The organism is Kibdelosporangium phytohabitans, from assembly GCF_001302585.1.
In the GTDB taxonomy this organism is placed as follows: Bacteria; Actinomycetota; Actinomycetes; order Mycobacteriales; family Pseudonocardiaceae; genus Kibdelosporangium; species Kibdelosporangium phytohabitans.
Map to the genome: position 1 here is coordinate 10299673 of NZ_CP012752.1, position 25254 is coordinate 10324926.

Annotated in this window: 27 protein-coding genes; 13 read left to right on the forward strand and 14 right to left on the reverse strand. The window is 67.5% G+C overall.

Annotation, left to right across the window (positions count from 1 at the left end; all coding sequences use genetic code 11):
- Positions 1-24: 24 nt before the first annotated feature.
- Entirely contained in the window at positions 25-3291 is a 3267-nt protein-coding gene (locus AOZ06_RS45980; RefSeq protein WP_083472378.1) for a GH92 family glycosyl hydrolase, read from the reverse strand.
- Between the two features lie 205 nt (positions 3292-3496).
- Here AOZ06_RS45980 and AOZ06_RS45985 point away from each other — a divergent pair, with 205 nt between their 5' ends.
- From AOZ06_RS45985 to AOZ06_RS46005, 5 genes are read left to right on the forward strand one after another with little or no spacing between them, the layout of a single operon-like run.
- Complete coding sequence (locus AOZ06_RS45985; protein WP_054297416.1) at positions 3497-4480, forward strand: LacI family DNA-binding transcriptional regulator; 984 nt, start codon at positions 3497-3499, stop codon at positions 4478-4480.
- Complete coding sequence (locus tag AOZ06_RS45990) at positions 4477-5511, forward strand: class I mannose-6-phosphate isomerase (RefSeq protein WP_054295130.1); 1035 nt, start codon at positions 4477-4479, stop codon at positions 5509-5511. Before AOZ06_RS45985 ends, AOZ06_RS45990 begins: the two co-directional genes overlap by 4 nt.
- Positions 5508-6269, forward strand: a complete 762-nt coding sequence (locus AOZ06_RS45995; RefSeq protein ID WP_054295131.1) for an ATP-binding cassette domain-containing protein — start codon at positions 5508-5510, stop codon at positions 6267-6269. Before AOZ06_RS45990 ends, AOZ06_RS45995 begins: the two co-directional genes overlap by 4 nt.
- Complete coding sequence (locus AOZ06_RS46000; protein ID WP_054295132.1) at positions 6266-7294, forward strand: ABC transporter permease; 1029 nt, start codon at positions 6266-6268, stop codon at positions 7292-7294. The genes AOZ06_RS45995 and AOZ06_RS46000 overlap by 4 nt, the downstream gene beginning before the upstream one ends.
- A gap of 12 nt (positions 7295-7306) precedes the next feature.
- Positions 7307-8290 (forward strand): ABC transporter substrate-binding protein, encoded by a 984-nt coding sequence (locus tag AOZ06_RS46005; protein ID WP_054295133.1) that lies wholly within the window; start codon positions 7307-7309, stop codon positions 8288-8290.
- A 21-nt stretch (positions 8291-8311) separates the two neighbouring features.
- On the opposite strand, the gene AOZ06_RS46010 is transcribed toward AOZ06_RS46005, so the two are convergent.
- Positions 8312-8779 carry a hypothetical protein gene (locus AOZ06_RS46010; RefSeq protein ID WP_157233609.1) on the reverse strand — a complete coding sequence of 156 codons (468 nt, stop codon included), beginning with the start codon at positions 8777-8779 and terminating at the stop codon, positions 8312-8314.
- Positions 8780-8963: 184 nt separating this feature from the next.
- On the opposite strand from AOZ06_RS46010, the gene AOZ06_RS46015 reads away from it, so the two are divergent.
- Together AOZ06_RS46015 and AOZ06_RS55465 are read left to right on the forward strand one after the other, a co-directional pair.
- Positions 8964-9827: a helix-turn-helix domain-containing protein gene (locus tag AOZ06_RS46015; RefSeq protein ID WP_054295135.1), complete on the forward strand. Its 864-nt coding sequence runs from the start codon at positions 8964-8966 to the stop codon at positions 9825-9827.
- Positions 9824-10000, forward strand: a complete 177-nt coding sequence (locus AOZ06_RS55465) for a DUF397 domain-containing protein (protein WP_083472379.1) — start codon at positions 9824-9826, stop codon at positions 9998-10000. The genes AOZ06_RS46015 and AOZ06_RS55465 overlap by 4 nt, the downstream gene beginning before the upstream one ends.
- 43 nt (positions 10001-10043) lie before the next feature.
- Here AOZ06_RS55465 and AOZ06_RS46020 read toward each other — a convergent pair whose 3' ends face one another.
- The 6 genes from AOZ06_RS46020 to AOZ06_RS46050 form a co-directional block, all read right to left on the reverse strand.
- Positions 10044-10703, reverse strand: a complete 660-nt coding sequence (locus AOZ06_RS46020; protein WP_157233610.1) for a hypothetical protein — start codon at positions 10701-10703, stop codon at positions 10044-10046.
- Positions 10704-11489: 786 nt separating this feature from the next.
- On the reverse strand, positions 11490-11762 hold the full coding sequence (locus AOZ06_RS46030; protein ID WP_054295137.1) for a hypothetical protein: 273 nt from the start codon (positions 11760-11762) through the stop codon (positions 11490-11492).
- A gap of 31 nt (positions 11763-11793) precedes the next feature.
- A complete protein-coding gene (locus tag AOZ06_RS46035; RefSeq protein ID WP_054295138.1) occupies positions 11794-12408 on the reverse strand; it encodes a hypothetical protein in 615 nt (204 codons plus the stop codon).
- A 9-nt stretch (positions 12409-12417) separates the two neighbouring features.
- On the reverse strand, positions 12418-13551 hold the full coding sequence (locus tag AOZ06_RS46040) for a hypothetical protein (protein ID WP_054295139.1): 1134 nt from the start codon (positions 13549-13551) through the stop codon (positions 12418-12420).
- Positions 13548-13892, reverse strand: coding sequence for a hypothetical protein (locus AOZ06_RS46045; protein ID WP_063810581.1), 345 nt, complete (start codon positions 13890-13892; stop codon positions 13548-13550). The genes AOZ06_RS46040 and AOZ06_RS46045 overlap by 4 nt, the downstream gene beginning before the upstream one ends.
- A gap of 11 nt (positions 13893-13903) precedes the next feature.
- Entirely contained in the window at positions 13904-14404 is a 501-nt protein-coding gene (locus tag AOZ06_RS46050) for a YbaB/EbfC family nucleoid-associated protein (protein ID WP_236951953.1), read from the reverse strand.
- Between the two features lie 183 nt (positions 14405-14587).
- Here AOZ06_RS46050 and AOZ06_RS46055 point away from each other — a divergent pair, with 183 nt between their 5' ends.
- From AOZ06_RS46055 to AOZ06_RS46070, 4 genes are read left to right on the forward strand one after another with little or no spacing between them, the layout of a single operon-like run.
- On the forward strand, positions 14588-14995 hold the full coding sequence (locus AOZ06_RS46055) for an SseB family protein (protein ID WP_169799076.1): 408 nt from the start codon (positions 14588-14590) through the stop codon (positions 14993-14995).
- Positions 14992-15363: a hypothetical protein gene (locus AOZ06_RS46060; protein ID WP_054295143.1), complete on the forward strand. Its 372-nt coding sequence runs from the start codon at positions 14992-14994 to the stop codon at positions 15361-15363. Before AOZ06_RS46055 ends, AOZ06_RS46060 begins: the two co-directional genes overlap by 4 nt.
- Entirely contained in the window at positions 15360-17222 is a 1863-nt protein-coding gene (locus AOZ06_RS46065) for a putative T7SS-secreted protein (protein ID WP_054295144.1), read from the forward strand. The genes AOZ06_RS46060 and AOZ06_RS46065 overlap by 4 nt, the downstream gene beginning before the upstream one ends.
- Before the next feature lie 2 nt (positions 17223-17224).
- Positions 17225-17467: a hypothetical protein gene (locus tag AOZ06_RS46070; RefSeq protein WP_054295145.1), complete on the forward strand. Its 243-nt coding sequence runs from the start codon at positions 17225-17227 to the stop codon at positions 17465-17467.
- 4 nt (positions 17468-17471) lie between these two features.
- On the opposite strand, the gene AOZ06_RS46075 is transcribed toward AOZ06_RS46070, so the two are convergent.
- The 6 genes from AOZ06_RS46075 to AOZ06_RS46100 all read right to left on the reverse strand — a co-directional run bounded on the left by AOZ06_RS46075 (position 17472) and on the right by AOZ06_RS46100 (position 23224).
- Complete coding sequence (locus AOZ06_RS46075; protein WP_054295146.1) at positions 17472-18119, reverse strand: response regulator; 648 nt, start codon at positions 18117-18119, stop codon at positions 17472-17474.
- Positions 18107-19321 carry a sensor histidine kinase gene (locus AOZ06_RS46080; RefSeq protein ID WP_063810582.1) on the reverse strand — a complete coding sequence of 405 codons (1215 nt, stop codon included), beginning with the start codon at positions 19319-19321 and terminating at the stop codon, positions 18107-18109. Before AOZ06_RS46080 ends, AOZ06_RS46075 begins: the two co-directional genes overlap by 13 nt.
- A 55-nt stretch (positions 19322-19376) precedes the next feature.
- Positions 19377-20135, reverse strand: coding sequence for an ABC transporter ATP-binding protein (locus tag AOZ06_RS46085; protein WP_054295148.1), 759 nt, complete (start codon positions 20133-20135; stop codon positions 19377-19379).
- 71 nt (positions 20136-20206) lie between these two features.
- Entirely contained in the window at positions 20207-21040 is an 834-nt protein-coding gene (locus AOZ06_RS46090; protein ID WP_054295149.1) for an LLM class F420-dependent oxidoreductase, read from the reverse strand.
- A 47-nt stretch (positions 21041-21087) separates the two neighbouring features.
- Positions 21088-22035: a methylmalonyl Co-A mutase-associated GTPase MeaB gene (gene meaB / locus AOZ06_RS46095; protein WP_417999922.1), complete on the reverse strand. Its 948-nt coding sequence runs from the start codon at positions 22033-22035 to the stop codon at positions 21088-21090.
- A 1-nt stretch (position 22036) separates the two neighbouring features.
- A complete protein-coding gene (locus tag AOZ06_RS46100; RefSeq protein WP_054297418.1) occupies positions 22037-23224 on the reverse strand; it encodes an acetyl-CoA C-acetyltransferase in 1188 nt (395 codons plus the stop codon).
- A 147-nt stretch (positions 23225-23371) separates the two neighbouring features.
- Here AOZ06_RS46100 and mce point away from each other — a divergent pair, with 147 nt between their 5' ends.
- Both mce and ccrA read left to right on the forward strand, forming a co-directional pair.
- Positions 23372-23815 carry a methylmalonyl-CoA epimerase gene (gene mce / locus AOZ06_RS46105; protein WP_054295151.1) on the forward strand — a complete coding sequence of 148 codons (444 nt, stop codon included), beginning with the start codon at positions 23372-23374 and terminating at the stop codon, positions 23813-23815.
- Between the two features lie 90 nt (positions 23816-23905).
- A complete protein-coding gene (gene ccrA / locus AOZ06_RS46110) occupies positions 23906-25237 on the forward strand; it encodes a crotonyl-CoA carboxylase/reductase (RefSeq protein WP_054295152.1) in 1332 nt (443 codons plus the stop codon).
- Positions 25238-25254 lie beyond the last annotated feature (17 nt).

The window sequence follows — 25254 nt, forward strand, 5'->3', positions numbered from 1 at the left end:
CTCCGTTCGGTTACTCCGTTCGGCCTACCCCGTGGTCACGGTGAACACGTGCAGCGTTCCGCCGGACACCGTGGACGGCAAAGTGACGCTCTTGACCTGTTTGGACGGATCGAGGCCGATTGGCTCGGTCGCGAACACGTAGGTGTTCAACCCCTGTGATGATCCGTTGACCGAGTTGCGGTACGAGGACGTGACCGCGACCCGGTTGCCGAACGACGGCTGCTGCCCGCCGCCGCCCAGCGTCCAGTCGGAGAACCCGATCTGCGCCTGCTGCGTGGACCCGTCGGTGTAGGTGATCGCGAGCTGGCCGGACGCGGTGCCGTTGGCCGCGCTGCCCAGGAACGCCAGCTTGGTCGCGCCTGCCGCCGCCTGGACGTTCACCGTTTGCCCGCTTGCGATCACGTTGTCCGGCTCGCCGGCGTCGGTGACCGGCCACGTGTGCGTCAGACCGTCCACTTTGACCGTCTCACCCGGTTTGAGCCCGGCGTTGGCCAGGGCGTTGGCCGAGTAGCTGAAGCCGACGTTGTCGAAGTTCGCCACCGACATCGCGTTGTCCGGCGATATCCCGACATTGTTGTAGGCAGATCGCAAACTTCCCGGCTGAGCCACCAGTATCTGCAACGTCGCGCTCTGCAACGCGCCCTGCGGCCCGTTGAACTGCACGACCACCTGGTAGGTGGCCTCCGGTGTGCCCGGCTCGACGCGGACCGCCACCGATCTGCCCGCCTTGGCGCCCGGCGGGACGATCAACTCGCTGCCGCCCGGGATCACCGATATACCCGGCGGTCCCGGCGCGGTCCACGTCAGCCTGGCGCCCTCGCCGGAGAAGTCCTGCGCCCCGATCTCCACGAACCCGGTCGTGCCGGCCGGGATGACGATCCGCGCCGGGGACACGTAGCCGCGCTGGCCCACCTCGGCGTCCCGGAAGGACGGTGGCGCGTCACCGGGTCCCTCGCCCCACGCGGACGGCGTGGCCGACATCGTGAAGTCGACCGTGCCCCCGAGCTCCACAAAGGACTCCGGTAGCCACGTCCGGCTGGACGGACGGCCGTTGAACTGCACGCCCCGCACGTACGGCGTCTTCGCGTTCGCACCGTTGCCGCGGATGGTCAGCTTGGCCCCGGACGGCCTGGTCACCACGATCTCCTCGAACAGCGGGCCGTTGAGCACGAGTTCGGCCCGGCCGGGGATCATCGGGTACATGCCCATCGCCGCCCACACGTACCAGGACGAAAGCTGGCCGAGGTCGTCGTTGCCGACCAGGCCGTTCTCCTTGGGGCTGTACAACTCCGTCAGCACCTTGCGGGTGATCTGCTGGGTCTTCTGCGGCGCACCGGCGTAGTTGTAGAGCCAGGTGACGTGCGAGTTCGGTTCGTTGCCCATGAACGCGAACGGTTTGGCGGGCCCGGCGTTGAGTTCCTTGAAGAACGTGTCGAGCCGGTTCACCACGGTCGCGTCGCCGCCCATGGCGTTGAAGAGGCCCCGCGGGTTGTAGGGCACCATCCACGCGTACTGGGCGCCGTTTCCTTCGACCCAGCCGTCGCTGCTGGCCGGGTTGAACGACGTGAACGAGCCGTCCTTGTTGCGCGGGTTGAGGTATCCGTTGCCGGGGTTGTAGAGGTTCTGCCAGTTCTGGGCGCGTTTCATGAACGCGCTCCAGGTCGCGGAGTCGCCGAGCCTGCGGGCCAGTTCGGCGATCGCGAAGTCAGCGCTGGTGTACTCCAATGTGGTCGCGGCCGGGCCCCACACGTTCGGCGAGCCCATCGGGACGTAGCCGAGCTTCTGGTAGTCCTCGAGGCCTGGGCGTTCGACGTAGCCCTGGGTCGGTTGTGTCGCCCCGCGCAGCATCAGCAGCAGGGCCTTGGACGCGTCGAAGTCCTTGGCACCGAAGGCGTACGCGGTCGACACGATGATGTGGTACGGGTCGCCGTTCATCACGCCCGTGTACCCGTTGGCGACCGTCCAGCGGTCCCACGCCCCGCCTTGTTCGGCGTACAGCATCATCGACCGCGCGATGTCCGACGCCTCATTGGGCGCCAGCAGGGCGAGCAGCTGGAACTGCGAGCGGTAGACGTCCCAGCCGGAGAAGTTCGTGTACACCGGCCGGTCCGTGGTGTGGACGCGGCCGTCGAACCCGGCGTAGCGGCCGTCCGCGTCGGAGAAGACGTTCGGCTGGATCAGCGCGTGGTAGAGCGAGGTGTGGAAGGTGGTCCGTTCGTCGGACGTGCCGCCTTTGACCTGGATCTGGTTCAGCTTGGCGTTCCACGCGGCCCGCGCGTTGTCCTTGACCTGGTCGAAGCTGCCGTTTTCGGCTGCCAGGTTGCCCTTGGCGCCGTCGGCCGACACGAATGACAGTCCAACTCGGACATTGACCGTGTCGGACTCGAACGAGTCGAACGTGACGAACCCGCCCGAGCCCGGTCCGGACACCGTGGTGTCCGTCGGTGCGACGGCACGCTTGGCCGGTTTGCCTGCCCGGTCGGCGGTTTTCGGCGCGTCGACTGCGTCGAGGTCCACCTTCGGCGGCGACCCGCCGCGTTCCACGCGGTTGCCTTGCGTGACCGTGCCGTTCTTCCACGTCCCGACCGATTCGAAGGGCCGGTCGAACTGCGCGTGGAAGTAGACGCGGTAGCGGTGGTTCACGCCGCAGAACTTGCCGCTGGTCGCCCAGCCGCTGATGGAGTCCGTGCCGATCACGGTTTCCGCGTCCTCGGTGCCGGCGACCGAGCCGGACGTGTTGACCAGCAAGGTCGACGTCGCCCCGGCGGGGAATCGCAGGCGGCCCGCGCCGGTGCGTTGGGTGGCCGTGAGCTCGACCTTCGCGCCGGAGCCCAGTGTCACGCCGTAGTACCCGGGCGTCGCGGTCTCGTTGGCGCGGTTGAACTTCGCGATGTACCGGTTCGGGTCCGTCGCCGGGGACGTGGTCACCTGGCCGGCGAACGGCATGAACGGGATGTCCTGGTACGTGCTGCATCCCGCGCCGGACAGGTGCGTCAAGCTGAAGCCCTTGATCCTGGTGTCGTCGTAGAAGTAGCCGCCGTGCTGGTGGGTGACGGTGTCCGGGCTCCACTGCACCATCCCGAAGGGCACCACCGCGCCGGGGAACGTGTTGCCCGCGCCGCCGCCCGTGCCGTGGTCGGCACCACCTGGTTTCGTCCCGACATAGGGGTTCACGAACCTCGCTGAGTCCTCGACGGCTGCCTGCGGCTGGCCCGTCGCCGCAGGGGCGCTGAGCACCCCTAACGCGACCCCCAGGGTCACCGTCGCTGCCAACCATCTGCTGCGTGACATGTACCCGATCGCCTCCCGGATTGACTGACAACCTTGTCGGTATCAACCGTTCGTATCGGTCACACTGCGCAGCGTTGCGGCGTTCGTCAACCCTCGTCGGTTCACTTCCGGGTAACCGTTGACATGGTCAATGGCTCCGGTGATACTCGGCGCCACCATGACAACGTTGTCGGAACCAGGGGCACGCAAGGTCCGCCGAGCGACCATGAGTGACGTCGCGCGGCTCGCCGGCGTGAGCATCAAAACCGTCTCCAGGGTGGTCAACGACGAGCCCGGTGTCCACCCCGACACCGCGGAGCGCGTGCTGGCCGCGATCGAACAGCTGGGATTCCGCCGCAACCTCGGCGCCCGCAACCTGCGCAGGGGCATGTCCACCGGGACCATCGGCCTGGTGCTCGAAGACGTCGGCAACCCGTTCTACTCGGTGCTGACCAGGGCGGTCGAAGAGGTCGCGCGGACGTTCGGCAGACAGGTGCTGACCGGCTCGTCGGCCGAGGACCCGGCCAGGGAACGCGAACTGGCGCTGGAGTTCTGCTCGCGCCGGGTGGACGGGCTCATCGTCGTCCCGGCCGGGATGCAGCACGGCTACCTGGTTCCCGAGATGCGGGCGGGCACGCCGGTGGTGTTCGTCGACCGCCCGGCGGGCGATGTCGTGGCCGACACCGTGCTCGTCGACAACCTCGGTGGCACCGCGGCGATGGTCGACCACCTGGCCGGACACGGTCACAAGCGGGTCGCTTTCCTCGGTGACGCACCGGACATCTTCACCGCGAGCGAACGCCTGCGCGGCTTCCGCGAGGGCTGCGCCAAAGCGGGCATCCCCTACGACGAGAAACTCGTGGTGATGGGCCCGCACACCGACGCGGGCGTGGCGGGTGCCGTGCGCCGCCTGGTGTCCGGCGACGACCCCGCGACCGCGTTGATCACCGGCAACAACCGGATCACCATCATGGTGCTGCGCGCGCTGAGCACGCTGGACGCGCGGCCGGCACTGGCCGGGTTCGACGACTTCGAACTGGCCGACCTGCTCGACCCGCCGGTGACCGTGCTCGCGCACGACATCGGCGCGATGGGCCGGGCCGCCGCCGAGTTGCTGTTCGCCCGGATGGAGGGCGACACGTCACCGCCGCGCAGGATCGTGCTGCCGGCCAACATCATCCCTCGCGGATCGGGAGAGGTACGCCCTTGAACAGCCCAGACGTCGCAGTGGGATCGAGCCCGGTCTGGTTGCCCGCCAACCAGCCGACGCAGTTCTACGCGGGCGGCGACTCGATCCAGGCGCTCAGAGGCGTCGGCAACGCGCGCACCGACCACGGGCCGGAGGACTGGGTGGGGTCGACGACCACCCGATACGGCAAGGAAACCGACGGCCTGACCAAGCTGGCCGACGGCCAGTGGCTGCGTGACGCGGTGCGCGCGCACCCGGAGAACTGGCTCGGCAAGGCACACGCGGCCAGGTTCGGCGGCGACCCCGCGGTGCTGGTGAAGCTGCTCGACGCCGGGCAGCGGCTGCCGGTGCACTGCCACCCGTCGGACGCGTTCGCCCAGAAGCACATGGGCTCGCACTTCGGCAAGACCGAGGCGTGGATCATCGTCGGCACACCGGCTGACGGCGGCGACGTCCACATCGGATTCCGCGGTGACGAGTCCGGCGCGACCGTCGCCGAGTGGGTGGCCGAGCAGGACACGGCGGCGATGCTCGAAGCGCTCAACCCGGTCACGGTCCGCCCGGGTGACACGGTGTTCGTCCCGGCGGGCCTGCCGCACGCGATCGGCGCGGGCGTGTTCATCGTGGAGCTCCAGCAGCCGACGGACCTGTCGGTCACGCTGGAGTGGAAGGACTTCCTGGACTCGGAAGCCGGTGGCCACCTCGGTTTCGGCTACGACGTCGTGCTCGACTGCGTCGACCGGACCGGCTGGGACGCCGACCGGCTCAAGCGGATCGTCCGGCACACCGAGGACTCGTCCCCGGTCACGGACCTGCTCGGGCCGGACGCGGCGAGCTTCTTCCGCGCGCAGCGCGTCCGCGGCGGCGCCGCGCTCGACCCGTCCTTCTCGATCGTGGTGGCGCTCGACGGCTCGGGCACGATCAAGACCGAGAGCGGGGACGTGCCCGTGACCAAGGGCGACACGTACGTGCTCCCCCACGCGGCCGGGGAGGCCACTGTGGAAGGTGACATCGTTGCCATTCGCTGTCTGCCACCGGCGGTGACAGAGTGACACCGGTCCTGCGGGCACAGAACATCGTCAAGCACTACGGTTCGGTCGAGGCGCTGCGCGGCGCGTCGTTCGAAGTCGGCCAGGGCGAGGTCGTCTCGCTGATCGGCGACAACGGCGCCGGGAAGTCGACCTTGGTGAAATGCCTGTCGGGCGCGGAGATCCCCACTTCGGGGACGATCCTGCTGGAAGGCGAGCCGGTCACGCTGGACTCGCCGGTCGCCGCGCGGCGGCTGGGGATCGAGACCGTGTACCAGGACCTGGCCGTCGCACCGGACCTGGACCCGGCCGCGAACCTGTTCCTCGGCCGGGAGGTGTTCCGCAAGGGCCTGCTCGGCAAGCTGGGCGTGCTGGACAAGGCCGAGATGCGCAGGCGCGCGGCCGAGGAGTTCACGCGGTTCGGTGTGACGCTGCAGAACATCGACGTGCCGATCGGTTCGCTGTCCGGCGGGCAGCGCCAGAGCGTCGCCGTGGCCCGCTCGGTCGCGTGGGCGAGCAAGGTGGTGTTCATGGACGAGCCGACCGCTGCGCTCGGCGTGGTGCAACGGGAGAAAGTGCTCGACGTGATCAGGCGGGTGCGCGACGAGGGCATGGCGGTCGTGCTGATCAGCCACAACATGCCCGAGGTGCTCTCGGTGTCCGACCGGGTCGAGGTGCTGCGGCTGGGCAAGCGGGTGGCGCGGTTCACCGCCGCCGACGCGTCGCTGGAGGACCTCGTCGGCGCGATGACCGGCGCGTTGGTCCAGGAGGATGCCACGTGACCAGCACAGACACGCTGCCGACGGCCGAGCGCCGCCCGTTGTCGAAGCGTTTGGTGTCGGCCAACACGTTCTGGATCGCGCTGGTGCTGCTGGCGTTGATCGTGGTGTTCGGCGCGCTCGCGCCGGAGTCGTTCCTGACGTTCCAGAACTTCCAGTACCTGTTCATCGAGACGTCGGTGCTGCTGGTGATCGCGGTCGGGATGACGTTCGTGATCATCACGGGCGGGATCGACCTGTCGGTCGGCTCGGTGCTGATCTTCGCGGGCATGATCTCCGCGAAGACCATGGAGTGGATGAGCCCCGGCCAGGACGCCTCCAGCGCGGGCTGGGGCGTGATCCTCGTCGGCATGGTCGTGGCCATCGCGGGTGGCTCGCTCTGGGGCCTGGTCAACGGCCTGCTGGTGGCACGGGCCAACATCCCGCCGCTGATCGTCACCTTGGGCACGCTCGGCGCCGCGCTCGGCGTGGCCTCGTTGCTCAACGACGGTTCGAACGCGCGGTCGGTGCCCACCGCGCTGCGTGACAGCCTCGGCCACGGCACGCTGGAGGGCAACATCCCGAACATCGTCGTCGTGGCCGCGGCGATCACGGTGATCTTCGGGCTGGTGCTGCACACCACCAGGTTCGGCCGGTACACGTTCGCGATCGGGTCCAACCCGGAGGCGGCGCGCCGATCGGGCATCGGCGTGACCCGGCACCTGACGAACGTCTACCTGCTCACCGGTTTCCTCGCCGGGATCGCGGGTTTCATGTCGCTGGCGTACTACCAGTCGACGACGATCTCCGGGCACACCACGGACAACCTGAACGCCATCGCGGGCGTGGTGATGGGCGGGACCAGCCTCTTCGGCGGGGTGGGCACCATCCTCGGCACGGTGATCGGGGTGTTCATCCCCGCGGTGTTGAAGAAGGGGTTCAACATCATCGGCGTGCAGGACTACTGGCAGCAGATCGCGGTCGGCGCGGTCCTGGTCACTGCCGTGTGGTTCGACCAGAAACGACGACGTGCCAACAACAAGCGATAACTGGAGGTTCAGGTGTCAACGAAGACACTCTTAGTCGTGCTCGCAGCCGGGGCTTTGCTGGCGGGGTGCGGTGGCCAGGTCGGCCAGAACGACAACTCCGGCAACGGGGCCACGCCAGCCAACAAGAACCTCGAACTCGTCCTCGGCGTGAAGAACGAACCGTTCTACATCTCGCTGCAGTGCGGCGCGCAGGCAGCGGCGAAGGCGGCCGGGTACACGATCAACACGCAGGCCCCGGACCAGTTCGACCCGACGCTGCAAGGCCCGATCGTGACCGCGCTCGGCGCGAAGAAGCCCGCGGGTCTGCTCATCGCGCCGACGGACGACAAGACGATGGCGCCGCAGATGAAGCAGATCAAGGACTCGGGCACCAAGGTGGTCGAGGTGGACACCGCGCTGCAGGACACGAGCATCGCGGCGTCGTCGATCTCGTCGGACAACACCAAGGGCGGCGAACTGGCGGCCCAGACCATGGCCAAGCTGACCAGTGGCAAGACCGGCTCGGTGCTGGTGCTGGACACCAAGGCGGGCACGTCGACGACGGCGGCGCGTGCCAAGGGCTTCGAGGAGGAGCTGAAGAAGGTGGCGCCGAACCTGAAGTCCGCAGGTATCCAGTTCACCGACAACGAGCCGTCCGTCGCGGCGCAGAAGGTGACCGCGGCGATCTCCAGCACCCCGGACCTGATCGGCGTGTTCGCCACGAACCTGAACTCGGGTGAGGGCGCGGCGACGGGCCTGCGCAGCGGCGGCAAGGTCGGTCAGGTGCAGCTCGTCGGCTTCGACGCCAGCCCGTCGGAGGTGGAGGGCCTCAAGAGCGGTGCGTTCCAGGCGCTGATCGCCCAGGACCCCGGCACGATCGGCAAGGCTGGCGTCGAGCAGGCGATCGCGGCCATCGAGGGCAAGAGCGTGCAGCGCAACATCTCCGCGCCGCTGATCGCACTGACCAAGGACGACATGACCACGAAGTCGGAGTTCTTCTACAAGACGAAGTGCTGACGCCGTGACCCCGGGGTGCGCCTACGGGCGCATCCCGGTCATCGTGTCGATCTCCCGGCGGATGACGCGAAGCCGCCACCGGCACCCTTCGCACACGCTCGTGGAGTCTTCGGGATTCCGGACCGGCACGGCGTGTGCGCCGCACAGCGCCAACCGCGGCTCACGGCCACACGGCTCCTCCTGATCCCTCCGCCCGGGGACGATGACCCAGTGACCGTCCCGGGACCGCCCCATTCCCAGCGCCGAAACGATTTCCGCCGGTCGCGGCAATCGCTCCACCCCCGAGGCGGCCATTGCCTCGACGGCCTGCGCCTGCTGCTCCGCCTGATCACTGACTTCCGCGTACGCGTCCGACAGGTCCCGCCAGTCGCCGAGCGTCATGTCGCCCGCGCGAATCCGCGTACCCGTCGCCGATGCCTGCTCGGCCAGGTGCACGACCGCGGCGGCGATGTGGTGCTGCTGCGGCGTCGGCTCGATCCGCTGGGACATGTCTGTGACGTTGAGGACTGAGAGGTCGTGATCCGCCCATGACACGGGATGCACACTCCTTGGTGGCGACGGTTTTGAGCGGTCCTCTCACTGTCCACAATATCATTTGAGAATTCCAAATACGCCGTATCATATGGGTGATGTTCCAACTCGCAGGGTAACGGAGGGTGGTTAGGGTGATCGCATGGCGATTGGCACCACCCGCAGCAAGCGCAGACTCGGCAAGTACATCACGCCGATCCTGAAGCGATCCGGCCTCAGCCCGGACGACGTCGCAAGGGAAGTCCGCTGCTCCAAGCAGAGCGTCTACCGGTTGATGTCAGGCGACTCGTTGCCGAGACTGCCCCTGCTGCTGGCGATCATCGGCGCGATCGGCGCCACCGATGACGAACGAGCGAAAACCCTCGACCTCTGGGACATCGCCGACGCGGACAAGACGGTCGTCCAGTTCGCGGACGAACTGCCGGATCGCTACATGCGCTTCCGCCTGGACGAAGCTGACGCGGTCCGCGAACGCACGCTCGACAGGGTGATAATGCCCGGCTTGCTGCAGACCATCGCGTACGCCGCGGCGCTCAACCAAGGCACACGTCAACTACTGCGCAGAGATGGCTGGGAAGAGCGCGCTGTCTCGGAACGACGTGATCGCCAGGAAATGGTTCTTCGCAAGAAGAACCCGCTCCACGTTCACGCGTTGATCGACGAGGCGGCGCTCCGGCGGATCATCGGCAACCGCGAAGTCATGATCGACCAGTTGGATCACCTGATCGAGATGACCAGGATGCCCAATGTGACGATCCAGGTGCTCCCGCTGGACCTTCGCGCACATGGGCCGTACTCGGGCACGATGACCCTGTTGAGCTATCCGGAATCCGACGAGCCGGATTCCGGATATATGGAGAGTATGGTGGGCTGCGAAACGGTTGGCGACGAGGCGATCGTGGCAGCGCTCTCCAGTGCATGGGAGGACATCGCGGCCGCGGCTCCGTCACCACAGAGGTCGGTGAAGATCCTCAAAGCGATAAGGGGTGAACTGGTAGGCCGATGAACACCCTCAAGACGTGGCGCAAGAGCAGTTACAGCAGCCCGGAGAACCTTTGTGTCGAGCTGGCGGTTGACGCGGAGCAGACCGGTATCAGGGACAGCAAGAACCCGGACGGCGGCCACCTCACCGTGAACGCCGCGTGCTTCGCAGCGTTCCTCGGCTCCATCAAACGCTGACGACCAAGGGCGTCCAGGACAACCCGGGCGCCCTTCGGTCACGTCACGGGCCGTGCAGCCGGTCCCTGCGTTCCTGCGCCGCCCGCTGCGCTTCCTCGGGGGTCGGGACGTACCTGAACTCCGAGCCGTCGGCCCACGTGGCCACACCGCGCATGACCCTGGGAATGTGCGGCTGCCCGGCGTGCCACAGGACGATCAGCGGCGGGATGTTCTTGGGGTCACGGACATCCGACCCCGAGTCGATCACCGCGACGTAGGAGGCCGCGTACACCAGCCATGCGCTCTTGGCGGGCCTGGCCGCGTCGACGAACCGGACCGCCTGACTGCCCTCGGCCCCGCTCACCGTGCCGGACCTGCTGAACACGTTGCCCGCGCCGCCGCCGTTGGCGAGCGCGAAGATGTTCGCGATCACGCCGAACACCCCTCTGGTGATGTTCCAGAAGAACCGCCGGATCAGCTTCTTGCCCTTGACCGTCCCGTCGTCCCGCCTGCCGGGCACCCTGTACGAGGGAGCGACCTCACCCAGGTGCACCATCCCGGCGGGCTCACCCCAGTTGCCCGCGGCGAACGCACGGACCTGCTGGCGGATCTCCTCGTGCGGCCTCTTCAGGCTCGCGGTGTACGCGTCGACGCGCTGGCTCATGCGATCGACCGACGACGCCATTCGACGGTCGAGATCCCCCGGCTTCCGCTCTTTCCCCATGGCCCTTCCCGTCTCGTCCCCGAGGCCCCGCACGGCCTTCGCCGCAGCATTCCAGATTCTCGCCGATCCCGTCGGCTGATCGTCAATCCGGTGGTCGACAGCGTGTCCGCACTACCGCGGTGGTGCACAGCCTGACCACCGGTAATGACCGGCGAAAACCCGGACAAAGGCCGTTCATCGGTGAACAACGCGGTGCGGGAATGGACCGGATAATCGGTTGCGAATTGAGGCATTCGGGCGATCATGTCCAGTATTGGCGGTGGTACCGTCGCCGAGGACAATGCGGGAGTCGTCAGCTGACTGGGGGTCGGCCATGCGTTTTCAGATGCTGGGTGCGCTCGAGGTCCGACTGGCTGAACAACGCGTCAACCTCGGTGGCGCCAAACCGAAAGCGGAAGGTGGAGGGAATTGTTCAGTACACATCCCTTACGAAGTATCGCGCATAGCGGAACACGATCCCATGGGTGTGTGCGAAGAGCCCGACGCCATACTCGCCCAACCATTTGCTCGTCCGGCTCCGCACGGCCGCAAGTCTCACAGCTCCGGGTCTTCACGGCTTGTTTCCCGCCGGTTCCGCCACAGCCAGGCTTTACGCCGCTGACTCACGACTTGCGCTTCTTCCGGACTGACCTCGAAACAGAACTCGGAGCCGTCGGGCCACACCGCACGTCGTTCCCGGTAGGTCACTTCGGGGACATCCGGCCTCTCCGCGAACCACAGCACCTGGAGTGGTGGTGGGTCGGGATCCTTGTACTCGGATCCCGAATCGACCACGGCGACGTACGACTACGCGTACACGAACCACGCGCTCCGGGCGCGTCTGGCCGCGTCCGCAAGCCCGAGCACTTGCCCGTTGGCGGGACTGGTCACCGTACCGCTTAGGGGGAACGCATTCGCTGGGCCGCCGCCGTTCATCAGCGAGAAGACACTCATCACCGCATTCATGACGCCACGAATGATGCTCCAGAAGAACCGGCGGATCAGCTTCTTGCCCTTGACCGTCCCGTCGGCACGTCTGCCGGGCACGGTGTACTCGGGCTCGGCCTTGCCGAGGTGCACGACACCCGCCTGTCTCCATCCGGTCCCATTCCTAGCTTTCCCGGTTCTCGCCGTCCGCCTTCCGCCTGTCCCGCCACAACCAGGCCTTGCGGTCCCGGCCGGCTACCTCCATCTCGTCCCCTTGCAGGTCGTAGGTGTACTCGAAACCGTCCGGCCAACGGACCCGATGCTCAAAACGGTGGACGATGGGCACGTCTGGTCCCTGTTCGTGCCACAGGACCGTCAACGGCCGCGGGGCATCGGACAGGGTGAAGTCGGAGCCTGAATCGAGAACGGCGACATACGACTGCGAGTAGACCAGCCACGCGCGCTTCGCGCGCCTCGCGGCATCGATGAGCCCCAGGGCCTTGACGTTCGCCGTCCCCCGCACGCTGCCGTCTCGGACGAACATGTCACGTGAGATCGCGTCATTCGCCGCGAACAGCACGATCACGAACCCGGCAACCCTGCCGACACCACGCACGATGTTCCAGAAGAACCGCCTGATGACCCGTTTTCCCTTGACAGTCCCGTCCTCGCGCCTGCCCGGGACGTCGAAGGCCGGCCGCACCTTGCCGAGCAGGACGACAGCCTCGGGCTCTTCCCACCGGTCCACAGCGAAATCCCGGACTCGCTGCCGGAGTTCCGGATAGTTCGGCTCTACCATGGTCGCGGCCTACATCTCCAGGTTGTCGCGGGTCTCTTCGGTGCTCTTGCCGCCGCCGATGGCCTCCTTGTCGAACAGGGGACCGTCGGACTTGTACTCGTCCACCCCCTCGGCGGCCACCCCCTTGCCCGCACCGATGCCCGCCTTGATGGCGATGCCCGTCGCCAGCGGACCGACGACCCCGGCATCGGTGCCGAACGCCGTGCTCATCACCCGTCGGCTGGGGACGAAGTTCTCGGCCCTCTTGCCGAAGAGCGGGATCGCACGCTCCCCCTTCTTGACGCCCAGCCGGAACCTGTCGGCCTGAGCGACGACTTTCTGAGCCTGCTTGGCCATGAACTCGATGAACGTGTCGAGCAACCTGCCGAAGGCGCCGAGGTGCTTGGTGACCTTCTGGAAGAGGGAGACTGCCTTGGTGATGGTCGACGCCATCGCCGCGGCGACGGTGCTGCCGAAGGAGATGACCGACGCGGCGAGCGCGGGCAGCCAGATGGTGATCATGAACGAGATCAGCTCCGAGATGATCGCCTTGATCACCTCCTCGATGACCACCATCACCATCGACCACATCTTCAGCACGTCGGCGACCGACCCAGCCGCCGACCCGACACCACGCATGCCCGCGGCGAAGTCGCCCAGCGCGAGCCGGGCCGCTTCCCCGCCCTGGTCGATCCAGTCCTTGAGCGCCGCGTCGCCGGTCTTCTCGAAATCGTCTGCGAGCTGGGTGAAACCGTGTGCCAGAGTGGTGAAGTTCTCGGACGCGTGCCCGATGGACGGGCCGTCGCCACTGACCGAGTGCAGTGCGTCCTGGAACGGCTGGACCAGTTCGAGCAGCATGTTCAACCCGTGGCTGACCAGCCAGCCGACCGGGTCCATGGCGTAGAAGACGGCGTCCGCCGCCGCGCTCCCGACGAACTTGGCCCCGTCGGCTGCCAGGTTCCTGGATGCCGTCGCCAGTTCGCCCACGCCGATGCTGTCAGCGCTCGCCAGTTCCTTGGCGTGTTCGGTGATGGATTTGTAGGCCTTGTGGACAGTCCCGAGTACCGGCGTGTTCTCCGCCGCCCTGTCCACGTTCGCGAGAACGCTTTCGTCGTACGGTTTCACGGCCAGGCCGTCGGCGATGCTCTTCTTCTCCCCGGTCACGGTGCTCCCTCACGCGGCCCGTCGATCACGGCTTCGTGCTTGCCGAATCTCATCGCCTGGTCCTTCTCGTTGCCGCGGTAGATGGCGGCGCTCAGCGTGACCTTCTCGGTGAGCGCGTCGACTCCCTGCCGCATTTGTTCCATCAGTGCCCGGAGTTCGGCGAGGCGGTCGGTGTAGGACTGTTTGGCCCAAACGCCGACGATACCCCACGCGTCGTTTGTCACGTCTGCCCGATTGACGAGTTCGCTGAACTTGCCCGACTCGGCCTGGTAGTAACCGAGCTGTGTCGCGTAATTCTCCAACGCCGGAATATCGACTTGGGAGCTACCACCGGTTGTCATCGACATCCTCCTCAATACCGGGGCTGGCGGAAGATCGTGTCTTCGCCGGGCTCGTCGTCGTCCGACGACAGTGGACGACGTTCTTCTCGCTGAGACGGCGGCTCCTGCGTGACGGTTCCCATGACCTGGGCGTTCTCCACCTGGTCGCTGATGGTGACGCCGAACGCGCTGCCGACGGTTTCGTCGACGATGGCCGCTTGGCGACGGGCTGATTCGGCGACGGCCGCGCGCAGTGTGGACATGATCGCGGCGGCCAATGCCGGAGCGGATTGCCGCATGGCTTCGGGAGTGAGTTGAATGCCCGTCACCGTGCCGCCCGCTGCCGCGGTCACCCGGATGGACCGGTCCGGTGAAGTCGCGGCAACCTCGAGCTGGGCCAATTGGTCCTGCATTTCGCCGACGCCGCCGAACTTCGCCTCGGCCGTTTTGATCTTGGCTTGGAACTTCTCGAACTCGGCTACCAGCCGTTCCATGTCGGCGGACACAACCCAACTCCTCGGATCGGTGAACATGCGCCTGACAGGATGACATCCGGCGCATTCCGGCGGAGGAGAACCCGCGAACCGGTGTTTCCCGATCACCTCTTGCACAAGTGCGTGATCAGTGGGCTACGATCGGTGACCGCATACTGATCACACTGACGGACAACAGGGGAGATTGGCCGTGGTTGTGGGTGGATTATGCGAGGTGTCGCCATGACCTCGCATGCTGTCGATCCTGCGCGACCGTTGATCACCGCGTGCCGTGCGATTCGTGCCGGTACTGGTGATGCCAACGTGATGGTGGCCGCTTTCCGGCGTGCGACGGTGTACGCCGAGCGGCACGACACAGCGATTCCGATGCGGGATTACCCCGCAGGCCAAGGGCTTTGGCTTCCGGTTTACTCGTCGCTCGCCGAGATGGCCCGTTCGCTCGGCAGGGAGTGCGCCTTCTTCTCCTTGTCCGGGGCCGACTTGCTCGACGACCTCGTCCCTTGCCTGACCAGGGCACACGGCCGGATCATCGCCGTGATGCTCGACCCGGATTCCGCGCACGCCATGGCTTTCCCGCCGGTGCGCGGAATCGTGCCGGACGACATCGCGGTTTCCGGAGGCGGCCGGTGAGCGGGTACACCATCGACCTCGGCGCCATGAACAACGCCTACAGCGGCATCAAGGACACCCTCGGCCAGCTCAGGGAACTCGGCATCAAGGGCATGGAGGAATCCGGCGAGTCGATCGAGTCGCTCGAACTCGACGAGGACGTCACCGGGCACGAGGCGATCAGCGACCGGGTCGAGGAAGTGCTGATGCGGGCCCACTACGCGTTGCGCGACCTGCTCGACGACGGCGACGACATCCTCGACAAGCTCAAGGAGACGCTCAGCGTCTACCAGAAGATGGAAACCGAGGCCACGTCCGGTTTCGAGCAGCTCTGGGGCGTCTTCGAGGACACGGTCACCATGCGGTCGCCGAGAGGCGGCGCGCAATGACGCTGCAGCTGGGTTTCACCAACGACCCGAAGGCGCTCGTCCCCGGCAAGCCGGAGCAGTTCGGCCCGACCATCGACGGGCTGAACAAGATCGGCAACGCCATGCGCAGAGCAGGCGACGGTCTGTCCAAACTAGACACCGCGGAACACTGGTCCGGTCCGGCGGGCGACGCCTTCCGCGAACGGTTCGACTCCCGGCCGGAGCTGTGGACCCGCTACGGCCAGGTGCTGAACGACGTCGCGGGCGCGCTTGAGCCGTACCGCGACGCTTTGTCCGAAGCGCAACGGAAAGCCGCCGAGTCGATCGCGTTGTACAACCGTGCGCAGCAGCAGACCGACCAGGCGCGTGCGGCGTACGAGGACGACGTGGCCCAACGCCGCTACAACGTCGTGACGCTCGGGGAGATCGCCGACATCCCGCCGTTCGCCGATCCGGCCGCAGGCGAGAAGAACCGGGCGCAGAAGATACTCGACGACGCACGCGCGCAACTCGCCAAAGCCGCGGACACGTGGCACTACCGCATCGCCGAGCTGCGCGACCGGTTGCCGGAGGAGCCGGGATGGCTCGCACGGCGGGGAATGGACCTCGTCGACGGGCTCTCGACGATGGCGACGCAGACCTTCGAGATACTCGACGGCGCGGCCTCGGCCGTCGCGGGCATGGCGCAGATGGTCCGGATGGTCAACCCGTTCGACCCGTACAACATCACGCACCCCAAGGAGTACGCCGAGAACCTCGGGACTGTCGCGAGCGGGATCGGCCACGCGGTCACACACCCGGTCGACACCGTCAAAGCGATGGTCCAATGGGACACGTGGAAGGACTCGCCCGGCCGCGCGATCGGAAACCTGTTGCCGGACATCGTCCTCGGCGCCGCGACCGGTGGCGGCGGCGTGGCCGCCCGTGGTGCGCTCGGTGCGGCGAAGAACATGGTGGACGACGTGCTCGGCACGGGCACGAAAGCGGCCACCCGGCACGCGGACGACGTCGTCGAAGCGCCGCGGCCACCCGCGCCGCAGGGCCCGCCGCCGGAGTGGGGACCCTTCGGGCCACGCGGAAGCGACGTCGACGCTCCCTCGATCAGCGACCGGATGAACCCGCAGACCGAACCGCCGCCCACCAGGACGCACCCGGAAGACTGGGACTACCCGCAAGACCCGTTCCGTCCCGGCCCGGACGACTACCACGACGCACCGAGCCACGAACAACCGCCGCACCACGCGGAACCGCCGGAGCCCCAGCGCCCCGAGCCGATGTCCCGTGACGAACTGCGAGACCCGGATTACCAGGCCGGCGAGTCGGATCACGCGGCCTACCGCGAGCAGTACGGCCACCAGAACGGCGAAGCCCGCATCCTCGACGAGATCCGGGCGCGCAACCCCGAGGCGCAGCGGATCCCGGACGAGGAACTGCTGGCGATCGACCGCTACATGGGCGCGGACAGCCAGCCCATCAACAAGTCGCTGTGGGACGACGACCCGGCTGGCCTGGCGCAGCACGATCCCGCGATCCGCAACGCCACCTCCGGCATGAACCGCCTCGACGACTACGTGGGCACGGTTCGCCGCGGTATCGAAGTGGGATCCGACAACATGGCGGAACTCATCCAGCGCTACGAACCTGGCACGGAGGTCCGTGAGCGCGGCTTCACCAGCACCGACACCGCGCACCCGTACTCGGGCAACGTGCAGTTCGTCATCGAGTCGCACACCGGCAAGGACATCTCGTGGATGCGCGATCCGCACGGCGGGCAGCACGAGGTGGCCTTCCCGCCGCACAACAAGTTCTACGTGGAGAGCGCCGGATGGAACCCGATCACCCAGAAGTACGAGATCAAACTCATCGACAGGGGGAAGTAGGCATGACCGAGGAGGAAGAGTTCCCGATCGACGAGCAGGCGCTGCTGGCGAGGCTGACCGAGCAGACCCCGGAGTTCTGGAACTCGATGACCGAGGAAGAGCGCGCGTTCGAACTGTCGATGCGCGTCAACGCGCAGCGGATCTACCTGCGCAACCAGAAGTACCCACCGCCGCGGCAACCGTGGCACAACAACAAGGCCACCGGGCTGGACGAGAACTACAAGCCTTTCCCGGTCGACGACTGAGGCTTCACCTGTTGAGGTACGCCAGGACGGCGAGCACCCGGCGGTGCCCGCCGTCGCTCGGCGGCAGGTCCAGTTTGGCGAAGATGTTGCCGATGTGCTTGTGCACGGCGCGTTCGGTGACCACGAGCTTGGTCGCGATGTCGCCGTTGGCGTGTCCTTCGGCCATCAGGCCGAGGACTTCCTTCTCCCGCGGGCTCAGTGTGCCGAGTGGATCGTTGCCGCGGCGGCGGCGCACCAGCAGCTGCGCGACCACCTCGGGATCCATCACGGTCCCGCCGCTCGCGACGCGCCGCAACGCGTCGATGAACTCGTCCACCCGGCTGACCCGGTCCTTGAGCAGGTAGCCGATTCCGCCGCGGCCGTCGGACAGCAGCTCGGTCGCGTACGTTTCCTCGACGTACTGGGAAAGCACGAGCACCGGCAGCGACGGGAACTCCGCACGCACCGCCAGCGCCGCCCGCAGTCCCTCGTCGCGGAACGACGGCGGCAGCCGGACGTCCACAATGGTCACGTCCGGCCGGTGTTCCCTGACCGCTTCGACGAACACCGTCCCGTCGCCCGCCGTGGCCACGACCTCGATGCCGCTGGTGCGCAGCAGGAGGTTGAGGCCTTCCGCCAGCAGGACGTTGTCCTCTGCGATCACGACGCGCAAGGAAGCTCCACCGATATCACCGTCGGCCCGCCAGCCGGGCTGTCCACAGCCACCGTACCGTCCAGCGCGGCCACGCGGCGGCGCATCCCGATGATGCCGGTCCCCCTGCCCTCGTCGATGCCGCCCATTCCGTTGTCGGACACCGTGATCCGGACGCATTCGTCCCTGACGACCCGCACCGACGCGCTGGTGGCGCTGCTGTGCTTGGCCACGTTCGTCAGCGCCTCGGCGACCACGAAGTAGGCCGCGGCCTCCACCGGCGCCGGGACACCGTCGAGGTCGCCCGTCTCCACCACCGTCGGCACCGGGCAGCGGGCGCCGATCGCGGCCAGGGCCCCGTCGAGGCCGCGGTCGGCGAGGATCGGCGGGTACATGGTCCTGATGACGTCACGCAGTTCCCCCATGGCCTGCTCGGCGCCCTCCCGTGCCTCGCGGACCAGCATCGACACGGGATCCTTGTCGTCCATCGACTTCTCGGCCATCCCCAGCCGCATCGCGATGGACACCAACCGCGCCTGCGTGCCGTCGTGTAGGTCCCGCTCGATCCGCCGCAGCTCCGCGTCGTGCGAGCTGATCGCGCCCGCCCTCGTCTCGGCCAGTTCCTCCACCCTGGCCTCCAGCGCGGACGGCTGCAGCAGCGCCTTCGAGATGGTCGCGTGCACCCTCGCCAGCAAGGGAACACCGAACCACGCCAGCGCCAGCCCGACGACCGCGGTCGGTGCGGCGACCACGATCGCCTTGCCGACGCTGTCGACGTGCACGTCCATGATCTGGACGGGCATGTCGTCGGGCATCGTCCACCAGAAGAACAGCAGGAACGTGCTGGCAGCGGCGAAAGAGGTGACGATCATGCCCGCGATCCCGAAGACGAACCCCATGATCATGTTGACGAACAGCCACACCAGATCGCGCCACGTGGTCGGGTCGGTCAGCACCTGGCGGACCCTGGCCAGCACGCCCCCGCGCAACGGCCGCAGCTGCGTCTCCACGCGCGTCCCCAGCACCCAGCCGACCAGCAGGCGGTGCATGTCCGTCCAGATCCGGATGAGCATCACCACGAGCGGGAAGAGCACGAACCCGAGCCCCGCCGCGATGAGCGCGATCCCGCTCATCGGCAGGAGCAGGAACAACGGCATCGCGAATGGCGCGCTGAACCCGACCACCGCCAGGTACCCGGCGCTCCGCCCCCACTGTTTCAGCATGTCCATGAGTCTGCCGTGGTCGCTGCCCGCGCACAGTGGTACGGGCTACACCCTTTCACGCCGTGCGGCGGTCACCCAGGTGCGTCATCCGCTCGGCGATCATCTCCGGCGTCGGCCTGCGCAGCTCACCAGCGAACTGGCCGTCGGCGAGGAACACCACGGAGTCGGCGTACGAGGCCGCGACCGGGTCGTGGGTGACCATGAGCACGGTCTGCCCCATGCCGGTGACCACGTGCCGCAGCAACTCCAGCACCTGCCGGGCGGTCCTGGTGTCCAACGCGCCGGTCGGTTCGTCGGCGAACACGGCGTCCGGTTTGGTCACCAGCGCCCTGGCGATCGCGACACGCTGCTGCTGGCCGCCGGAGAGCTCGCTCGGCAGCCGGTTGAGCCGCTCGTCCAGGCCAACCGCCCTGACCACCTGGGTCAGCATGCCGCGGTCGACGCGCTTGCCGGCCAGCCGCAGCGGCAGTGTGATGTTCTGCTCGACAGTCAACGTGCTGAGCAGGTTGTACGCCTGGAAGATGAACCCGATCCGCTCGCGTCGCAGCACAGTCAGCTGGCTCTCGGTCATCCCGGACAACTCGACGTCGCCCAGCAGCACCTGCCCGCCCGACGGCCGGTCCAGCCCGGCCGCGCAGTGCAGGAACGTGCTCTTGCCCGACCCTGACGGACCCATGACGGCCGTGAAAGTGCCGCGCCGCAGCTCGATGCTGACGTCACGCAGCGCGTGCACGGTCCCCGCCCCCGTGCCGTAGGTCTTGGAGACACCGCTCATCCGCAAAGCCGGTGCCATCGTCATCACCTGTGCGTTCATGGCGGTAACGCTATTGACGACGGGCACCGGCCAGAATGGCTTCAACTCCCGAGTCGGCAGTGGGGTTATCCCTACCCCCGCGCGTAGTCGCCGACCTTCGCGGCGAACTCGTCGAGCAGCTTCAGCGTCTCGTCGCGGGGCTTGGACGGCAGGAACAGGCCCACGCGCTCGACGCCGACGCCCGCGTACGCCCGCCAGACGTCGATGTCGATGGGCGCGCCGTAAACGCTGACCGGCACATCCCGCACCGCCCTGTCCCGCATCTGGGCGACCCGTGTGGCGAGCTGTTCGACCGGGAGCGGGTTGGCGATCCAGCCCGCGTCGTGCTGGGCGACGCGGCGGACCGTCGCGGCGGAATTGCCACCGATGTAGATCGGCGGATGCGGCTTGCTCACCGGCTTCGGGCGGCTGTGCACGGGACCGAAGTCGACGAACTCACCGTGGTACTCGGCGGGTTCCCGCGTCCACAACGCCTTGATCGCCTCGATGCGCTCGTCCAGCAGCGCACCGCGCGTCGACGGGTCGGTGCCGTGGTTGCGCATCTCCTCGAGGTTCCAGCCGGCGCCGACACCGAGCACGAACCGGCCGCCGGAGACGAGGTCGACGCTCGCGGCTTCCTTCGCGGTGGTGATCGGGTCGCGCTGGATCAGCAAAGCGATGCCGGTGAACAGGAGGATCTTCTCGGTGACCGCGGCCGCCGCGCCGTGCGTGACGAACGGGTCGAGCGTCTTGTAGTAGACCGACGGCAGCTCGCCGCCACCGGGATACGGCGTCTCGCGGCTGGCGGGGATGTGCGTGTGCTCGGCGACCATCAGGGAGTCGAACCCGCGTTCCTCGATCGCTCTGCCCAGGTCGGCCGGGCCGATGGCGTCGTCGGTCACGAACGTGGCAATCCCGAACTTCATCGAGCATCTCCGTCCACTGGTGGTCACCTCAACCTAGAGGACGCGGATCATCCGCGCGTTGTTCCCGCGACGAGCTCGTCCGCCGCCGTGTACGGGTCCATGTCGCCCGCGGCCACGCGTTTGGCCAGGTCTTCGAGTACATCGTGGCCGCGGCCCGCGAAGGACGCGCGGACCGACTCCAGCGCGATCGCCTCCAGCTCGGCACGGGCCCGGTTGAACCGCCGCCGCTCCAGCGCGCCGTGCTCCACCAGCCACCGGTGGTGGCCGTCCAGCGCGTCGGCGACGTCGCCGATTCCCTCCATTTTGGACGCGGTGGTCCGCACGATCGGCTGGCGCCACGACGGACCGCCGATTCCCCTGCGCGCCATGGCGACCATGTTCTTCAGGTCCCGCACGGTCGCCTCGGCACCGTCGCGGTCGGCCTTGTTCACGACGAAGACGTCCGCGATCTCCAGGATGCCCGCCTTGGCCGCCTGGATACCGTCGCCCATTCCCGGTGCCAGCAGGACGACCGTGGTGTCCGCGAGCGACACGACGTCCACTTCAGACTGTCCAACGCCGACGGTCTCGACCAGTACGACGTCGAAACCGGCCGCGTCGAGGACCCTGAGGGCCTGCGGCGTCGCCCACGACAGGCCGCCGAGGTGCCCCCGCGTCGCCATCGAACGGATGAAGACGTCCGGGTCGGTGGCGTGCTCCTGCATCCGGATCCGGTCGCCGAGCAGCGCGCCGCCGGAGAACGGCGACGACGGGTCGATGGCGAGCACACCGACCCGCTTGCCCTGCTTGCGCAGGGACGTGACCAGCGCGGACGTGGACGTCGACTTGCCGACACCGGGCGGTCCGGTCAGTCCGACGACCCTGGCGCGACCGGTGAAGGGCGCCAGCGCAGCGGCCACGTCACGCAGCTGCGGGCTGGCGTCCTCGACGAGCGAGATCAGCCTGGCGATCGCGCGCGGTTGTCCTTCCCGCGCGCGACCGACCAGATCGGTCACATCACTGCTGGGGGACACGGATGATCAGCGCGTCGCCCTGGCCGCCGCCACCGCACAGCGCCGCCGCGCCGACACCGCCGCCGCGGCGCTTGAGCTCCAGCGCCAGGTGCAGCGCGAGCCGGGCACCGGACATGCCGATCGGGTGGCCGAGCGCGATCGCGCCGCCGTTGACGTTCACCTTGTCCTCGCCGATGCCGAGCTGGTCGGCCGAGACCAGGCCGACCGCGGCGAAGGCCTCGTTGATCTCGATCAGGTCGAGGTCGTCGGCGGTGAGGTTGTCCTTGGCCAGCGCGGCTTTGATCGCGTTGGACGGCTGCTCGTGCAGGCTGGCGTCCGGGCCGGCGACGACGCCGTGCGCACCGATCTCGGCCAGCCAGGTCAGGCCCAGCTCCTCGGCCTTGGCCTTGCTCATCACGACGACCGCGGCGGCACCGTCGGAGATCGGCGACGCCGAGCCCGCGGTGATCGTGCCGTCGCTGGCGAACGCCGGGCGCAGCTTGGCCAGTGTCTCGGGCGTGGTGTCGCCGCGCACGCCCTCGTCGGTGTCGACGACGAGCGGGTCACCCTTGCGCTGCGGCACGGACACCGGAACGATCTCCTCGGCGAACAGGCCGTTCTTCTGCGCCGCCGCGGCCCGCTGGTGCGACCGCGCCGCGAACTCGTCCTGCCGGGCGCGGGTGACGCTGTAGCGCGAGTTGTACTTCTCCGTGGACGCGCCCATGGCGACCTGGTCGAACGCGCAGAACAGACCGTCGTGCGCCATGTGGTCGAGCATGGTGACGTCGCCGTACTTGAACCCGCTGCGCGACTTCGGCAGCAGGTGCGGTGCCTGCGTCATGGACTCCTGGCCGCCCGCGACGACGATGTCGAACTCGCCAGCCCTGATCAGCTGGTCGGCCAACGCGATGGCGTCGAGGCCGGACAGGCAGACCTTGTTGACGGTCAGCGCGGGCACGCTCATCGGGATGCCCGCCGCGACCGCGGCCTGCCGGGCGGGGATCTGGCCCGCGCCCGCGGTCAGCACCTGACCCATGATCACGTACTCGACCTGCTCTGGCTTGACCCCGGCCCGCTCGAGCGCGCCCTTGATCGCGAACCCACCGAGCTGCGTGCCGGAGAAGTCCTTGAGCTGCCCGAGCAGTCGCCCCATCGGGGTACGTGCTCCAGCGACGATGACGGAACCGGACACAACTGCCTCCATGCGAAAGTTGCGAGCGCTCGTTAACCTGACGATACCCATGGGTATAGCTCTGCAACGATTCCGATTGGCACGCGGTGTCGCGCACACCACAGAAGTGTCGCGCGCACGTCTCCGAGGGTGCTTACTCTCGTTGTCATGCCCGACGACACAGTAGCCAAGGTCACCGCGATCGACCACGTGGGTATCGCCGTGCCCGATCTGGACGAGGCGATCGACTTCTACCAACAGACGTTCGGCCTGGTCCTGACCGTGACCGAGGTCAACGAGGAGCAAGGGGTGCGCGAGGCGATGCTGCGCGCACCGGGTGACGACGGCTCGGGCACAGCGATCCAGTTGCTCGCGCCGCTGACGCCCGACTCGACCATCGGCAAGTTCCTCGCCAAGCGCGGCCCGGGGGTGCAGCAGCTCGCGTACCGCGTCGACGACATCGAGAAGGCATCCGATGCCATGCGCGACAAGGGCATGAACGTGTTGTTCGACAAGCCGCGGCACGGCACGGAGAACAGCCGTACGCAGTTCATCCACCCGAAGTCGGCAGGCGGCGTTCTCGTCGAACTGGTCGAGCCGGCAAACCCCTGATCGGTCTCGGGTGGCACAGGTCTCACAGATGTGGTGATCTGTGGTTACCCGTGGGTAACCTCCGGGAATTCGCGACGTTGGAGGTCAGGCGTGGAAAAGATCCGTGACGCCATTCTGTCGGGTGACTTGGCCGCAGTCGGCGGCCTTGACGTGCCAGATCACTACCGGGCAGTCACCGTGCACTCGGACGAAGTGGAAATGTTCAAGGGCCTGGAAACCCCGGACAAGGACCCACGCAAGTCGCTGCACGTCGAAGACGTCGCGACGCCCGAACTGGGGCCGGGCGAAGCACTCGTCGCGGTGATGGCCTCCGCGATCAACTACAACACGGTGTGGACGTCGATCTTCGAGCCGCTGGACACCTTCGGCTTCCTGCGCAGGTACGGCAAGACCTCCGAGCTGGCGAAACGACACGACCTGCCGTACCACGTGGTCGGCTCCGACCTCGCTGGGGTGGTGCTGCGGACCGGGCCGGGCGTGGGGGCGTGGAAGCCCGGCGACCAGGTCGTCGCCCACTGCCTGTCGGTGGAACTGGAGCACCCGGACGGGCACAACGACACGATGCTCGACCCGGAACAGCGGATCTGGGGATTCGAGACGAACTTCGGTGGCCTGGCCGAGCTGGCGCTGGTGAAGTCGAACCAGCTGATGCCGAAACCGGCGCACCTGAGCTGGGAGGAAGCAGCGTCGCCGGGACTGGTGAACTCGACGGCGTACCGCCAGCTGGTGTCGACCAACGGCGCGGCGATGAAGCAGGGCGACACGGTGCTGATCTGGGGGGCATCGGGCGGCCTCGGCTCGTACGCGACGCAGTTCGCGTTGAACGGCGGCGCGACACCGATCTGCGTGGTCTCCAGCCCGGCGAAAGCCGAGATCTGCCGCAAGATGGGGGCGGAGCTGATCATCGACAGGTCGGCGGAGGGCTACAAGTTCTGGAAGGACGAGAACACCCAGGACATCCGCGAGTGGAAGCGTTTCGGCGCGCGGATCCGTGAACTGACCGGCGGCGAGGACCCGGACATCGTCTTCGAACACCCGGGCAGGGAGACGTTCGGCGCGAGCGTCTACGTCACCAAACGCGGCGGGAAGATCGTGACCTGCGCGTCGACGTCGGGCTTCATGCACCAGTACGACAACAGGTACCTGTGGATGCACCTGAAGAGCATCGTCGGCTCGCACTTCGCGAACTACCGCGAAGCCTCCGAGGCCAACCGGCTGATCGCGAAGGGCAAGATCCACCCGACGCTGTCGAAGGTCTACCCGCTCGACGAAACCGGCCAGGCCGCGTACGACGTGCACCGCAACGCCCACCAGGGCAAGGTCGGCGTGCTCTGCCTCTCGCCGAGCGAAGGCCTCGGCGTCACCGACCCGGAGCTGCGCGCCAGGCACATCGGCGCCATCAACAACTTCCGCGGCGTCTGAAAACCCTCGTGAGTGTT